Source organism: Dyadobacter arcticus (assembly GCF_011762185.1).
Taxonomy (GTDB): domain Bacteria; phylum Bacteroidota; class Bacteroidia; order Cytophagales; family Spirosomataceae; genus Dyadobacter; species Dyadobacter arcticus.
Map to the genome: position 1 here is coordinate 230350 of NZ_JAASQJ010000001.1, position 16019 is coordinate 246368.

The following is a 16019-nucleotide window of genomic DNA, read 5'->3' on the forward strand; positions in this document are numbered from 1 at the left end:
TATAAATACCTGAAAGTCGCTTGACGAAACTATTCTTTATCCTTATTAAAAACGGGCTCAGCAGTTCCACGTTGCCTTACTTTTGCGACACCCGCGATTTTGGCTGGCGGGTTAGCGGAAGTTGAGCGGATTACTGCTTTCACCTCTGCCATGTTAATCACTGGCAAATACTTAGAAAATAGCAAGAACAAGGTGAAGAAAAGCCCGAAAGAGAATATATAATCACCTATATCATACCTAGTCGGAGAAAACATTGCCCAACTGGAAGGAAGATAGTCACGGTGAAGAGAGGTAACAATGATTACAAATCGCTCGAACCACATTCCGATATTCACAACCACGGAGATAAAGAATGTAAATGTGATGCTGCGGCGTAATTTACGAGACCAGAAAAGCTGAGGTGAAATTACGTTGCAAGTCATCATTGCCCAGTATGCCCACCAATATGGCCCTGTCATACGATTGAAAAACGCATAATATTCGTATTCCACCCCACTGTACCAGGCAATAAAAAATTCTGTTATATAAGCCACACCCACCACTGAACCGGTAAGCGTAATCACCTTATTCATTGTTTCGATGTGTTCCAGTGTGATGTAGTCCTCGAGACGATACACAACACGGGTAATCAGCATCAGGTTTTGAACCATTGCAAATCCAGAGAAAATAGCACCTGCCACGAAATAGGGAGGGAAAATCGTTGTATGCCATCCTGGAATTACGGACGTGGCAAAGTCCATACTTACAATGGTGTGAACCGAAAGTACGAGTGGTGTGGACAGACCGGCCAGGATTAAGCTAATGTACTCGTATCTTGACCAGGTCTTTGCAGATCCATCCCAGCCCATGGCGAAAGTACCATACATGAAGCGAGATACTTTGCTTGTTGCCCGGTCACGAATGGTAGCGAGATCGGGTATTAGGCCAATGTACCAGAATACCAGGGAAACTGAAAAATAAGTGCTAATCGCAAAAACGTCCCAAACCAGTGGTGAGTTGAAATTAACCCAAAGAGATCCGAAAGCATTTGGTAACGGTAATGCCCAATAAGCCATCCAAGGACGGCCCATGTGCATTAAAATGAACGATGCTGCACAGAGAACTGCAAAAATCGTCATTGCCTCTGCTGCACGGTTAATCGAAGTTCTCCATTTCTGGCGGAACAGTAATAGAATTGCGGAGATCAATGTACCAGCGTGACCAATACCAACCCACCAAACGAAATTAGTAATATCCCAAGCCCAGCCTACCGTTTTATTCAAACCCCAAACTCCAAGACCTTCCCACCAAGTCCAGGCAAGACAAGCGGAGCCATAAGCCAGTACGAGCAGAGAGATGCCGAAAGCAATCTTCCACTCCTTGGTTGGAGCCCCTTCTACCTGGCGGCAAATATCTTCCGTTACGTCTGCGTACGTTTTCCCACCTTGGATCAGTGGTTCTCTTACAGGTGAAGTAACATGCATATTACTGTTATTTTTAATGATTTAATCTTCAAAAATTGATCTACTGAATTATGCGTGCTCCTTTTCCGCAGCGGCCTTAGCAACAGCATCCTTATTACGAATTTTAGTCAAATAAGCAATTTGTGGCCTCACGTTGATTTCTTCCAACATATGAAAAGCCCTTCCTTCTCTTTCGACTTCCAGTAACTTAGAAATCCTGCTTTCAGGATCATTCATATCCCCGAATATGATTGCATTTGTAGGGCAAGATGATGCACAAGCAACATTGACGTCACCGTCAACCATGCGTCTTCTCTCTTTTTTCGCTGTAAGCTTGGCATCCTGAATTCTGTGAACACACATGGAGCATTTTTCAATAACACCCCTTGAACGTACCGTTACATCAGGATTAATGACCATTTTACCGAGGTCATTATTAAAGTTGTAGTCAAAATTATCGTTATCGAAATATTTGAACCAATTGAAGCGACGAACTTTATATGGACAGTTATTCGCACAATATCTTGTTCCGACACAACGGTTGTAAGCCATTTGATTTAAGCCCTCAGAACTATGTGTTGTCGCCAAAACGGGGCAAACCGTTTCGCAAGGTGCATTGTTGCAATGCTGACAAAGCATTGGCTGAAAGGTAACCTCAGGATTTTCAGAAGCAATTTCCAACCCTCTCAAATCTTCCGCATCTGCATCGCTGCTGTAATATCTGTCAATTCTTAACCAGTGCATTTCGCGACTGTTAATAATCTCCTGACGGCCAACAACTGCAATGTTATTTTCAGCTTGACAACTCACTACACACGAACCACACCCAAAACAGGTATTAAGGTCAATAACCATTCCCCATGAGTGGTTCTTATACTTATGCCCGTTCCAGAGAGAAAGGTCGGTAGCATCCACAGAACCCTCCGAAGTATGTATTTTTGGAATAAATCTACCTGCCAACGGATCCTTCTGAAAATGAGCTAAAACAGTCTCCTGTAAAACCGACTTACGGTTCATTACCGTACTGTGTGTTTGAGTCTGGGCAATTTCCCTGGTAGCGCCAGTTTTAGAAACGGTTACTTCACCTGGCGCAAAAGACAAAAAACCCTCTGAGAATACAGCTAATGGATAAACATTTTTACCTACACCATTTGCTGATTTGCCAGCCTTTTCACGCCCGAATCCAATGGCAATGGCGACCGTTCCGTTTGCCTGACCAGGCTGCACAATAACCGGAACTTCAACAGACTTTCCTTTTAATTCAATCTTTACAACATCTCCTTGCGCTACACCCAATTCCCTGGCTGTTTTCTGAGAGATACATGCATGATTATCCCAGCATGCTTTTGTTATAGGTTCCGGAAGTTCCTGTAACCATGGATTATTAGCAGCAAAGCCATTTCCAAGTGCTACATTTTCAAACAACGTCAGTTCTATAGCGGACGAAGATGCCTTGTATTTTTTGGAAATGCTCGATACAGCAGCGTTCAGGTCACCCGAAAAGGCCGCGCCTGCACTTACAGCCACACTTGTACCGTCATAAACGCCGTCGTGCAAAGACTTAATCCAGAATTGGTCAAAATTACCACCAGTAAAAATATTCTTTCTCCAATATGCCTTCACATATTCATGATAATCTGACTGTAACCCAGCCCATTTTAATAGGCTTGATTGCGCCTGCCGAGTGCTAAAAATCAGACTAATCGCTGGTTGTGTAAGACTATAAGATCCCGATACAGGCTCGGCATCATTCCAGGATTCAAGGTAATGAGGCGCTGGACAAATATATTTTAATAAAGAAGACGTCTCGTCAGCGCGGTCGTTAAAAGAAACGCTTAATCCGATTTTCGGCAATGTCGCTGCCAGCTCTGCACCACGTGGATGATCGTAAACCGGATTAGCCCCATATAAAATTAAAGCAGAAACTTTACCTCCTTTAATTTCATCAATCAGCTGGTTCATGGCCACGTCATTTCCCTGACGGAAATTGGCTGGTTTGTCCAAATTAATTGTCGATCCGTAACTTAGTAAAAGACTGTTTAATGCATTAATAACCACCTGCAGTGCGGGGTCATTAATTCCGCATACGACCAACGCCTGACCCTTAGCTGCAATCAGCTCAGCGGCTGCTTTATCAAGATTTGCAATTTGAATCGATGAAGAAGAGATAGCAGTACCGCCCAGCTTCGAAGCAACTTTATTATAAAGGGCTGTTGCAACCAATCCAAGCTGTGAAGGTTTGACCGCAGTACGATAGTCAGCATTGGAACCTGTCACAGAAAGAACCGATTCGAATTGGTAAAGACGGGACATATCCTTTTTTCCCTCCTTTCCGCTGCTAACACGTCGTGTTTCGGCGAACTGCGCAGAATAAGTATCAGGTGAAACCCAGGTTCCAAGAAAGTCCGCATCAATGCCGACAATTACTTTGGCTTTGCTAAAATCGTATGAAGGAAAGACAGCCTTCCCAAATGATAACTCATTGCCTTTTAGTATTGCAGATGAAGAATTTGCATCGTACACTACGTGGGACGTAGTAGGATATTTGGCCGTAAAATCAGCAATAACTGCCTTAGTTGATGGGCTTAAAATAGTAGAAGATAAAATACGTATTGCACCGCCCTTGGCCGCAACCTGTGTCAGTTGGCTCTGGATTTCCGAGTCAACAGTTCCCCAGCTCACTTTTGAATCCTCTCCCTTCTTTGGACCTTTCAACTTTTCATTATCATACAATCCCAGAAGAGATGCATGGACCCGGGCACTTATGCCAAAAGAATTCTTCGATAAACTATTAGGTTCTATTTTAACCGGACGGCCTTCTCGTGTCCTAACTAAAATGCTCGCATAATCTCCGCCCTCAGAATAAGTTGATGCATACCAGTTGGCAATGGTAGGAAATTCACCTTCCGGTTTATTTATATAAGGTATAGCTTTCTTAACGGGTGTTTCGCAAGCTGCTAATGAGACCGCTGCCATTCCAAAACCCAACACTTTCAAAAAATCACGACGGTGTGTACCAGCTCCGTCCACCAAACTTTCATATTGGTTTTCAGTTGGTCCGACTCCGAACTCTGAAGTTGCTGCCTTTACAAACTTTTCATCATTTCGCAGCTCTTCAAGTCCCCGCCAGTATCTTTTATTAGTATTTTCCATAAAACTTTTCAATACAATGAGTTGTATCAGGTATTAATTTCAATTGATTAATAGTGGCATTTCGAACATTCCAACCCACCTATATCGGCTACTTTTAGCGCTTCTTTGCTTTCTGTTGCGTGTAATTGTACCAGCTTGTCGTAATATTTATTATCCTTCGTATTGACCTCTGTTTTCCGGTGGCAATCAATACACCATCCCATAGTAAGTGATGAGCGTTGTTGTATCACTTCCATCTGCTCAACTTCTCCATGGCAATTCTGACATTCCAGTCCGCCAACATTGACGTGTTGCGCGTGGTTGAAATATGCCAGATCTGGTAGGTTATGAACACGCACCCATTCGATTGGCTGATTGTTTTCTATGGATGTATAAATTTTTTGGATTTCAGGAGATTCCTTCTTAATGACGCCGTGGCAGTTCATACAAATATTAGCCGAAGGAAAGTGAGCAGATTTACCACGGTTCACACCAGTGTGGCAGTAATTGCAATCAATCTTATACTCGCCCGCATGTAGCTTGTGGGAAAAAGAGATAGGTTGCTTTGGGGCATAACCTTGCTGAACACCGATATCAAATGCCCCATCCAGAGTAGCTTTTAAAACTAGCAAAACAAAAATCCATATCGTTGCAGAGCGGATAGCCGGATCCACTGAAATTTTTCTCAATGAATTTCCGAGGCTTGTCATGAAATCGGGTTTGGAGCTATCCACCGTCTCGCCGTTTACTGCCTTTGAAAGCAATGAAACAATCACAACCAAAACGCCCAGGACTAATACCATAACCACAACCAGCGCCGCCAGAACAAGTACAAACAAATCCGATGGCCCCTCGCCTTTGGCATCCCCCCCGGAGGCTCCGGCACCGCCAGCAGCGGCAGTTGTCGCGGCAGCAGGAGCAGCGGTTCCTGCCTGGTCAACATAAGCAAATATCCCTTTGATATCGTCATCCGACAAGTTAGGAAAACTCGTCATCTGCGCCTTCGAGTACTCATTGTAAATTTTGACAGCGTAAGGATCCCCGGATGCGATAACAGCCTGAGAATTGCGAACCCATTTGGACAGCCACGCGAAATCGTGACGACCGCTAACACCCTTTAATCCGGGGCCGACTACGCGTTCGTCTGTTACAGCATGACATTGAGCGCAATTATTTTTGAAGATTGTTTCACCCTTGGCAGCATCACCGCCACCTGCAGGTGCCGCAGCTGCCGTAGCTGTGCTATCTTGTGCAGATACTGAATTTGGTAAGCTTATTAATATAGCTAAAAGAAAAGCTATTAAGATTTTTGAGGAACGATAGTCGGAACAATATTTAGCGTCCGTACGGAATGATATATTCATAATCAACTGTTCATTATTCTTCAGCAGACAAAACTAGTTCACGATTTTTTATCCACAAAAGTATTTAGGGTATATTTTGAACCACTATCTTATTTATAATTTGTCTAATTTGTCGCATTGATTTCTATTTGATACCACTGCCAATTCATCTTGATTTTCAGGCATTTAACAAAAAAAATACCATTTGAAAGTCCTTTAAAAAAGGCAAGTCAAATGGTATTTTTTAATTAAATATTTGTGCGCTAAATCAGCTAAAAGCGCTGCTCACATTGGGAGGTTCCGAGCGGATTCGAACCGCTGTACGAGGTTTTGCAGACCTCTGCCTAGCCACTCGGCCACGGAACCAAATTGGAATAGCTGCCTGCCATCAGACCGACAGCTATTCCGGGTGCGAAAGTATCGAAAAACTAGTTACTCAGCATTTAATGATATTACTTTTTACCTTTTTTTTCACTCTCTTCCATCTGTTCTTTCAGAGCAGATAAAACACTAAGGTCTCCAAAGGTTGATTTCTCAGCCTCTTTGCCAGCAGGTTCGGGAGAAGAAGCTGCTGGTTTCGCAGGTGCAGCCTTTGCAGGCTTTTCTTCTTTCTTTTCCTCAACAGGAGCGCTCTTAACTTTAGAGTGGGTTAAAACGATCTTCTTTTCGTCTTTCAAGAATTCAAGTACTGTGAAGTCAAGACTTTCTCCAATCTCAGCAAGTGTACCATCCTCTTTCGCCAGGTTCTTGATGGCAGCAACGCCTTCAATTCCGTAAGGAAGCTCAAGTGTCGCGAATTTATCGCCTTTTGCAACAATTGTAGATTTGTGTATTGAACCAACCTCAAAGATACTTTCAAAAGTATCCCAAGGATTTTCTTCCAATTGCTTGTGGCCCAGAGCAAGACGACGGTTGTCAGCGTCTAGTTCAAGAACTACCACTTCCAGTTCGTCACTTACTTTGACGAAGTCAGAAGGATGTTTGATTTTCTTAGTCCAGGAAAGATCAGAAACGTGAACAAGACCGTCAATACCTTCTTCCAGCTCAATAAATAAACCGAAGTTGGTGAGGTTACGAACAACACCTTTATGGCGTGTTCCGATTGCATATTTCTCTTTTAATAAACCTTGTGTCCAAGGATCCTCGGTCAATTGTTTGATACCAAGGGACATTTTTCGTTCCTGACGATCAAGCGTAAGTACAACCGCACTGATTTCGTCATTGACATTCATAAATTCCTGAGGATTGCGAAGGTGCTGTGACCATGACATTTCAGAAACGTGGATCAAACCTTCAACACCTGGCTTGATTTCAAGGAAAGCACCGTAATCAGCTACATTAACAATGCGGCCTGTTACTTTAGAACCTACCTGAATTTCTTCTGCCAATGAATCCCATGGATGGGACTGAAGTTGTTTCAAGCCGAGAGAGATACGTTTTTTCTCTTCGTCGAAATCCAATACAACCACATTAAGTTTTTGATCCAATGATAACAGATCTGACGGGTGGTTAATACGTCCCCACGAAATATCCGTGATGTGCAATAGACCATCCACACCACCAAGATCGATAAACACACCGAAGTTCGTCATGTTTTTGATCACACCTTCCAGTACCTGACCTTTCTCAAGGTTATTCAGGATTTGCTGACGTTGTGCTTCAAGATCTTTTTCAATCAACACCTTATGAGAAACAACTACGTTATCATTTGCGTAATTGATTTTCACAACTTTAACCTCCATACGTTTTCCAACGAAAATATCGAAATCGCGGATTGGTTTCACATCAATTTGTGAACCAGGTAAGAAGGCTTCAATACCAAATATATCGACGATAAGACCGCCTTTGGTTCTTCTCTTCACGTTTGCATCGATCACAACATCCTCATCAAATGATTTCTGAATGTTATCCCATGCAGTAATAACTTTAGCTTTTTTACGGGAAAGTACAAGCTGGCCTTGTGCATCTTCCTGATTTTCCACGTAAACTTCCACTTCGTCGCCGATTTTCATACCGGGCAAATCGCGGAATTCATTGGACGAAACAATACCATCAGATTTAAAACCGATGTTAAGGATCACCTCACGGTCTGTAATACCTACAACAACTCCTTTTACTACCTCTTTTTCCTGAACAGGAGAAATGGTAGTCTCATACATTTGCTCCAAGCGGTCACGGTCAGCTGATGAATACCCTGTGCCAAAACCTTTGTCTGCTGCTTTATCCCAATCGAAATCGGGAAGTGGTTGATTTTGTGTTTCCTTCGACATAAATAGGAATTATCGCTCTTATGTACATCAGCTCCCGAGCTAATAGCTGAAAATTAGTTAAACAAGTATTTTAGAAAATGAGAGCGCAAAAGTACGCCTTTTGAGAAGAATTTCCGCGACGATCTGGAAATTTTATTTTGGAAGGTTGGGGGGAGAAAATTCATTGCAAGGAAAGCATCCTTGCATTAATATGGCGCTAAGGCGCGATTTTAGTAAGTTCTTTCCTTAGATCCCAGGTATGGAAGCCATTCATCGTCCGCTAGTCCGGAAAAATCCCTGATGAACATAAGAAAAGACGGGCGAAAAGGACGCTGCCTAAGCGGCATATCAATTTCCTCCGGCGTATGATCGCCTTTTCGCGAATTGCACCTTTTACAGGCAGTTGCCAAATTGTCCCATGTAGTTTTACCGCCCCTTGATTTAGGAATTACATGGTCCAATGTAAGACTGTCATGCGTTCCGCAATATTGGCATCGGTTACCGTCCCTTTTAAAAAGATTCTGCCTGGTCATTACGACCCCTCTGTAAGGAATGTGAATGTAACGGTTAAGGCGAATGACGACGGGCATTGGGAATTGGCTGTTGACGGTCCGAAGATAATGCTCCGGAGATTCGGCCAGCATTTCAGCCTTATTCATGTAAACTAACAAAAACGCTTTTGGAACTGTGCAAACACTTAATGCGCTGTAATCTTGATTAAGAACCAGTACTTTACCCATGAGCCCTTGAGGTAGTTAATTCCGACAATATAGGAATTTTTTACCATAAAAATTGATCAGATTGCTCCAAATTCCACCTAATGCTGAGCGGTTTAAATCAATAGTTTACCCGATCTGTTTCACGTTTAATATCACGTTCTCTAATCGTATCCCGTTTATCGTAAAGCTTTTTACCTTTTGCCAAAGCAATATGTAATTTAGCCAGGCCTCTCTCACTTGTAAATAATCGTACGGGAATAATGGTTAATCCCTGGTCCTTTAGTCCTTCAATCAATTTTCGGCGTTCCCTCTTGGTAATCAGCAATTTACGATCCCGCATGGGTTCGTGATTGTAATGTGTCCCTTCGGTATATGGAGAGATATGCAAGCTGCGTATGTAGAGCTCGCCATCCATAAATAAGCAATAAGCATCCTGAAAATTTACTTTTCCTTGCCGTATCGATTTGATTTCTGTCCCGGTTAATGATATTCCGGCTGTTAACTCTTCAAGGAAAAAGTATTCGAAAGAAGCCCGTCGGTTCTTTATATCTACTTTTTTAACAATTTTTTCGGACATGTCAATCGCTGGAATTAAGAAAAGGGCTCAAAATTAATTTATTGTTAAAACTATACCAACTAATGAAAGTTATAGACCATTCTATCGGTGTGTTTGGCCTAAGGTCTGCTGACAATTTTGAGGTTTAGCGATTTCAGGTTGGAGTATCCTTCATAAAAGTGGAATCGCCGAGTTTATCAAGGCAGTGGGGATGCCAAACAAAAAGATGTGGGATGGGCGTATTATATGACGGGAAAGGGAAATTGCACGTAGCCCTAAAACCTCACCATCTGTTTCCAGGTACCCTTCATTCGGTTGTACTTTATGGTGCTGGGAAGAGCTTTCCACCAATACTTGTTCATTTCCACTGCAAAAGACGGCTGCATATAGCAATTAATGGCGCAACTTTCGCAAGCGGGAAGTCGTCCTTCCAGGGCAACCAATTTCTGGACTTCATCGGAATGATACAAATCAAAAAGCTTTCCATCAATCGGGAAATCCCTCAGGCCCAGATGATAGCAGGGTAATACCAGTTTATTCTCAGGGGATATTACAATCGTAGTACTTGCAGCCTTGCAAACCGGATTATCGACCCGATTGCCTCCATCCAACCTTAGCTGGATAAATGCTTCATTGAGGTAAACGTTCTTTTGCTTTGCCCACCATTGCAATTCGGCTAACGATTCTTTCGACAGATTGGAGCCTACATTATTATATTCAAAAACTGGATTAAGTATCAATACCAGGTTATGTGGCAAACAAATATCTTCCCACAATTGCCTGATCTTTCCGATGTTATCTTCAAAAACTGTAAAAATAATGTCTGGGCGCTCTCCAAATGAACTGGCGATTTCAATGGATTCCATGACTTTATCAAAACACTTCACGCCTCTCGACTTGTCATGCTCTTCCTGATCCGGTGAATCCAGCGAGAAATGAAGCATGTCAATCAATCCGCGCAATCTTTCGGCATACTTTGGATACAGAAGACCATTGCTGGTAACAGTGGTAATCATTCCATGCGCCTTCGCTTCTCTCAGAAGGAGGTCAAGCTGCCTATGAAGCAATGGCTCGCCACCCGTGAAGTCAATTACCTTAACCCCGAGTGCTTTTAAATCCCTTAAATTTTCTTTTAGATTTTCGACCGTAATGTATGGCGATGGCTTTTCCCAGATGTCGCAAAAACTACACGACGCATTGCAGCGGTAAGTCACATAGTAATTGCATAGCACGGGATGGGATACCAGGCGCATATCAGCGTAACATGGTGAGCAGACTTGTTAATTTATCTTTCAGATCTTTTCTGTCTACTATAAAGTCCAAAAACCCATGCTCCAGAACGAATTCAGCGCTTTGAAATCCTTTGGGTAAATCTTTACCGATCGTCTCACGAATAACCCTTGGCCCAGCGAAACCAATCAGTGCCTCCGGTTCTGAAATATTGAAATCCCCGAGCATTGCGTAAGATGCTGTAACACCGCCGGTTGTAGGGTCGGTGAGGAGCGATACATAAGGAACTTTGGCCTCAGACAACTGTGCCAGACGCGCTGAAGTTTTGGCCATTTGCATTAAGGAAAATCCAGCCTCCATCATCCTAGCACCGCCAGATTTGGAAATCATCAGAAAAGGAAATTTATGCTCCAATGCGTAGCTGATAGCCCGCGCAATTTTTTCTCCCACAACAGAACCCATTGAACCCCCAATAAAATTGAAATCCATACAGGCGATCACCACGTCGATTTCATTCATCCGTCCATAACCAGTCCGGACCGCATCCTTCAAACCAGTTTTAGCCATTGTGGACTTAATGCGATCAGGGTAAGCTTTTGTGTCTACAAAATGCAGTGGATCTCCGGAAGTAAGATTTTCGTCCAGTTCAGTAAATTCATCATCAAATAACAAACTGAAATATACGTCTGAACCCACTTTTTCGTGATAATTGCAATGAGGACAAGTGTAAGCGTTCTGCTTATGTTCTCTGGTAGGAGTAATCTTTTTACAATTAGGGCATTGGTACCATAAGCCGTCAGGAGCTTCACGCTTCATTTCGGTTGGCGTATTAATACCTTTTTCTTTCCGAATAAACCAGGACATATATTATTGTGGGTTATATCTTGATAAAGCCCTAAATTTTAAGTATTTATCACATTTTCATAATGAAAATTGTATTCAAATATAACAATAATTGTTCGGTATCGTGAAAACAGGCACAGCTCCTGGTTGCCGAAGTACTGGTTTTGAGACTGCGTATTAACCCGGCTTGAACAATTTTGATGATAATTTGTTACTGAAACAGCCCACTTTTACACAGCCCTTGACTGGCACCGGGCTCATACATGCTAATCATGAATACAGATATTTCCCCCATAGTGATTGTTGTTGGTACGAATAGACCTAACTCAATGTCCCGAAAAATTGCTGAATATTATCAGGACATCCTTACTCAACACCATGCACCAAGCATTATCCTTGACCTCATCAATCTTCCGCATGATTTTACCGTCTCGGCGCTATACGAAAATTCCGGGAAAAATAAAGATTTTAACAGCCTGAAATCGCTGCTCGAAGAAACTGACAAATTTGTTTTCATCGTACCGGAATATAATGGTTCTTATCCGGGTGTACTGAAGGCTTTTATCGACGGACTACCTTATCCCAATAGCTTTTCCAATAAAAAGGCGGCACTTGTAGGATTATCATCCAATATGCAGGGGGCAGCAATAGCCCTGAGTCATTTAAATGATGTTTTTAGTTATCTGGGGATGAACACCCTAGCGCTTAGGGTTAAACTGGGACAGATCCGCTCGCATTATAGTGATAAGATCATTTCCAATGCTTTGTATAAAGAATTGCTGGAAATACAGGCTGGTCAAATTATTCACTTTTAGAGGCAAGTCCATAAAAACAGAAAGGGAGCAAATCGCTCCCTTTCTGTTTTTATGGTTATTTCAACCAATGTTGCTCCATTTCAGAAGCCGGTATTGCGGGCTTTTTCCATAGCTCAATCCTGCTTCTGCGAAAGGCAGGGCCTTCGAGGTCAGCGAATTTAACCTGTTTGTCTTTAAATGAGTTGACCATTGTATGGATCCGCTCCATTTCCTCTTCCTCCCAATCTCCGCCAGCGTCCACTTCTGTTAGAGAATTATTCATTTGCCGGAAAGGAGGAGCGACTATATCCAAATCTAATATTAGCTCAGCCGGGCCGGTTGGGGTATTTTCTTCAACTTCTGCTGTTAGTACCAACTCTTCATCGGGCTGAGTAGTATCCTGCATGAAATTCCCATCAACGTAGGTATTTTCATTTCTTCCCCCAAAAGTATGGTTTAAATACGTTCCGGGAATAGGCGATTCAATGCTGTCGAAACCGGCCGCCACAATGGTAACGCGCAACTTATCCATCAGCGAATCATCTGTAATGGTACCCAGCTTGAACATTCTGGCTTCTCCTCCAACCTGAGAAAGTACGTAGCTCCATATTTCGCGCTGCTCTTTCATGGTCGCCTCTTTCTTCTTGCTTGTGGCAAGCGTTACCAGGATCCGTTTTGCACCTCTTATATCCCGGTCATTCAAAAGCGGAGAATCCAATGCTTCTTTAATGGCAGTCTGGGCTCGATCAATACCCGTGGATTCCGAAGTTCCCATCACCGATTGGCCTGCACTTTTCAATACTTTTTCAACATCTTTAAAATCCGTGTTGATGTTTCCGCTGGTTGTAATAATTTCGGAAATACTTTTTACTGCATTGAGAAGAATGCCATCCGCCTCGGCGAATGCCTGGGTAATGGTCATATCTTCATAAAGTTCTTCGAGCTTATCATTAAGAACAACCAGAACGGTATCACAATATTTTTTGAGTTGCTCAATCCCTTCAAGTGCCTGTTCTTTCTTATCCAATCCTTCCCAAGTGTATGGCGCTGTTACCACTGCAACGGTCAGTTTTCCCATTTCTCTCGCAAGCTGCGCGATAACCGGAGCAGCACCAGTTCCGGTTCCTCCGCCCATACCAGCGGTAATAAAAACCATTTGGATAGAGCCTCCAAGCAAACCTTTGATCTCTTCAATGGTTTCAAGTGCAGCTTCTTTACCTTTTATTGCATCTGTACCAGCTCCTAATCCCTGCGTCAATGTAGCGCCAAGCTGAATTTTGACCGGAACAGGACTTTTTGCAAGCGACTGCCTGTCGGTATTACATACTGCAAACTCGACATCCGTAATCTTTTTTTCGAACATGTAATTAACAGCGTTGCTTCCACCACCGCCAACTCCAATCACCTTTATGATTGCAGGTTCACCCTGCCGTCCGCCGTCAGGCTGATCCTTCACGATTTCGTTCACGATGTAATCCTGATCCAAAGATTGCAACAAGCTTGTGTTCATAATTCCCGGGGTTGAGTTTGTACCACTTCTCCTGTTAAATTTCAATAGTCTCCTATGCTGTCATCTTTTTTACCGATGATGCTGTTGATGTTATCCCAAAATGTCCCGTTTTTCTTAATCGTTTCTTTCACTTCTTTTGGCTTTTCTCTTTGAACAACACCGGTATTGAAGGCAGTAGAGGGTTTGCATACCGAGGTCACCCTGGTGTCGATGGACCTTAGGCCGGCCCAGGCAAGGCCTATTGCTGTATTAAAGGAGGAGTTGCTCACAGCATCAGCTTTCGCAGTTCTTTCGAGGTTTTCAGGATAACCTACTCTCACAGCCATATCCATCACTTTCTCAAAAAGAACCTCGATATTATCAATATTGGCTGAACCGCCCGTTAAAACGACCCCGCCAATGAGTTTATCAAGATATCCAGAGTTGATAATCTCTGCATATACCATTGCAGCAATTTCTGTCAGCCTTGCCTCAATTATTAACGCCACATTTTTCTTTAAAACTGGCTTAGGTGTCCTTCCGGCAAGAAAATTCACCAGAATTTCCACATTCAAAGGAACATCTGCTGAGATAGCAGACCCAAACTCCTTTTTTAATTGCTCTGCATTTTCTTTTTGAATGAGGCATCCGGCAGCTAAATCGCTGGTTATGTGGCGGCCGCCAATTGGAAATGTTGCAAGATGGCGGATAATGCGATCTTCATAAATGACCAGATCAGTGGTATGGTCACCAATATCGACCAATGCAATGCCGGCTTTTCTTTCATTATCTGTTAAAACTGCAAGGCTTGTAGCTAGAGGCCCGAAAACCATCTTATCGCATTTCAAATTCTTATCCGCATCGGCAAGGCTTTTTTTGGTTTTGGCAATAGACTGGTTTTCAGCCGACACAATCAAAAAGTGTCCGCCTAATTTAATTCCGGTACGACCAACCGGTTCACGGACTCCCATTGCATTATCAACTACAAATTCCATGGGCAATACGTGCAGCACATCGTAATTGGGCTCAATTCTGGCCCTATACATATCGTCCACCAGCTGGTCCACATCCCTTTGGGTTACTTCTTCGCCAGATGACGCCGAAGGCCTGATCACTCCGTCACTGTGCGCACTTACCTTCACATTCGAACCTCCGAAACTTACATTAATAACCCCAATGTCAAGATCCGAGCGGGAAGATGCTTCCTGCAAAGCTTCCCTGATGGCGCTTCCAACTTGTTTTATATTCTCTACGGTGCCGTTTACCACAGCTCCGGAAGGCATTGCAACTTCACTGAACCCCAGGATTTCAATACTACTATGGCGCGAGCCGGAAGCTGCTCCCTGCGCAGCAATCACGGCTATTTTCGTACTCCCGATATCTACTCCTACTACAATTTTCTCGTGTGCCATATTGGTGGTGAATTATTATTCACAAACGATTTGATCCTGAAACTTAATACTAATTCTTTTATATCTGCTCCAATCCTGACTCAGTACCTTTTCATAAAATAGCCTGAGCTTTTTAAATTTGGATTGGTAGTCCTCTGCCATTCCCAACTCAATTTTCTGATCACCCAAAACAGTTAACAGGTAAATTTCTCCGTCCCTATCTGCATTCACCTGTGCTACTTGTGCCTTCCAGAAGGGATCCGCATTCAGAAAACGAAGCAGATCCATCATCGCCGAACCCTTCACCATCTGTAATTTTTTGGTATCCTTAAAATAGGAGCCTGAAACCAACAACGCCCTCGCCGAATAACTGTCTGACAAAGGGAAGGAAGCGCCGTCATCATTAATATAAAATCCAGCCGCATTTTGCATTTCCCCGTTCTCGGAAGTACTGATCCAACGGGCCAGCGGCCTTTCCTGCTCTACTTCAACTACTATATTTCCCCTGAGATCACGATAAATTTGACATTTCCTGATCAACTTATTTCTCTTGACCCTATTCTCGAGATCATTCAGGGCAACATCCTTCAACCTGCTGCCGAGCAAAGGATCTCCCCCATTTTCGGTAACCAACATTCGGACATCCATTTGATTCAGGAAATGTGCTCCCGAGTCTCCCTGAATAGATATAATAAGATCGTTACAGCGCTGATTGCCAAGCCTGCTTTCGGCCATACCGATTCCCGCAATTGGCAGGATCAGCCACAGACTACGTTTCAACAAAAACCATGAATAACCAAATTTACGTAACATCTTAGTAATATTAAGAAT

General features: G+C 43.1%; 12 protein-coding genes and 1 tRNA gene. 1 reads left to right on the forward strand and 12 read right to left on the reverse strand.

Features of this window, described 5'->3' with window-relative positions; genetic code table 11:
* Window positions 1–29: 29 nt before the first annotated feature.
* The 9 genes from nrfD to accD all read right to left on the reverse strand — a co-directional run bounded on the left by nrfD (window position 30) and on the right by accD (window position 11535).
* A complete protein-coding gene (gene nrfD / locus FHS68_RS01030; RefSeq protein WP_167266344.1) occupies window positions 30–1463 on the reverse strand; it encodes an NrfD/PsrC family molybdoenzyme membrane anchor subunit in 1434 nt (477 codons plus the stop codon).
* A gap of 48 nt (window positions 1464–1511) precedes the next feature.
* On the reverse strand, window positions 1512–4595 hold the full coding sequence (locus tag FHS68_RS01035) for a TAT-variant-translocated molybdopterin oxidoreductase (protein WP_167266347.1): 3084 nt from the start codon (window positions 4593–4595) through the stop codon (window positions 1512–1514).
* A 47-nt stretch (window positions 4596–4642) separates the two neighbouring features.
* Entirely contained in the window at window positions 4643–5938 is a 1296-nt protein-coding gene (locus tag FHS68_RS01040) for a c-type cytochrome (protein WP_167266350.1), read from the reverse strand.
* Between the two features lie 274 nt (window positions 5939–6212).
* Window positions 6213–6283, reverse strand: a tRNA-Cys gene (locus FHS68_RS01045).
* Window positions 6284–6369: 86 nt separating this feature from the next.
* On the reverse strand, window positions 6370–8187 hold the full coding sequence (gene rpsA / locus FHS68_RS01050) for a 30S ribosomal protein S1 (protein WP_167266352.1): 1818 nt from the start codon (window positions 8185–8187) through the stop codon (window positions 6370–6372).
* Window positions 8188–8396: 209 nt separating this feature from the next.
* Window positions 8397–8906, reverse strand: a complete 510-nt coding sequence (locus tag FHS68_RS01055; RefSeq protein WP_167266354.1) for an HNH endonuclease — start codon at window positions 8904–8906, stop codon at window positions 8397–8399.
* A gap of 97 nt (window positions 8907–9003) precedes the next feature.
* On the reverse strand, window positions 9004–9462 hold the full coding sequence (gene smpB / locus FHS68_RS01060; protein WP_167266356.1) for an SsrA-binding protein SmpB: 459 nt from the start codon (window positions 9460–9462) through the stop codon (window positions 9004–9006).
* A gap of 254 nt (window positions 9463–9716) precedes the next feature.
* Window positions 9717–10694 carry a radical SAM protein gene (locus FHS68_RS01065; protein ID WP_167266359.1) on the reverse strand — a complete coding sequence of 326 codons (978 nt, stop codon included), beginning with the start codon at window positions 10692–10694 and terminating at the stop codon, window positions 9717–9719.
* Between the two features lies 1 nt (window position 10695).
* Window positions 10696–11535, reverse strand: a complete 840-nt coding sequence (gene accD, locus FHS68_RS01070; protein ID WP_167266362.1) for an acetyl-CoA carboxylase, carboxyltransferase subunit beta — start codon at window positions 11533–11535, stop codon at window positions 10696–10698.
* Between the two features lie 251 nt (window positions 11536–11786).
* Here accD and FHS68_RS01075 point away from each other — a divergent pair, with 251 nt between their 5' ends.
* Window positions 11787–12329 carry an NADPH-dependent FMN reductase gene (locus tag FHS68_RS01075; protein WP_167266364.1) on the forward strand — a complete coding sequence of 181 codons (543 nt, stop codon included), beginning with the start codon at window positions 11787–11789 and terminating at the stop codon, window positions 12327–12329.
* Window positions 12330–12384: 55 nt separating this feature from the next.
* Here the strand turns inward: FHS68_RS01075 and ftsZ are convergent, their stop codons facing one another.
* The 3 genes from ftsZ to FHS68_RS01090 are packed head-to-tail and all read right to left on the reverse strand — an operon-like array spanning window position 12385 to window position 16001.
* Window positions 12385–13818 carry a cell division protein FtsZ gene (gene ftsZ, locus FHS68_RS01080; protein ID WP_167266367.1) on the reverse strand — a complete coding sequence of 478 codons (1434 nt, stop codon included), beginning with the start codon at window positions 13816–13818 and terminating at the stop codon, window positions 12385–12387.
* Between the two features lie 41 nt (window positions 13819–13859).
* The gene (gene ftsA / locus FHS68_RS01085; protein WP_167266369.1) at window positions 13860–15209 is read right to left on the reverse strand and encodes a cell division protein FtsA; all 1350 of its coding nucleotides are present in this window, start codon (window positions 15207–15209) and stop codon (window positions 13860–13862) included.
* A 15-nt stretch (window positions 15210–15224) separates the two neighbouring features.
* Window positions 15225–16001 carry a cell division protein FtsQ/DivIB gene (locus FHS68_RS01090; protein WP_167266372.1) on the reverse strand — a complete coding sequence of 259 codons (777 nt, stop codon included), beginning with the start codon at window positions 15999–16001 and terminating at the stop codon, window positions 15225–15227.
* Window positions 16002–16019: the final 18 nt, after the last annotated feature.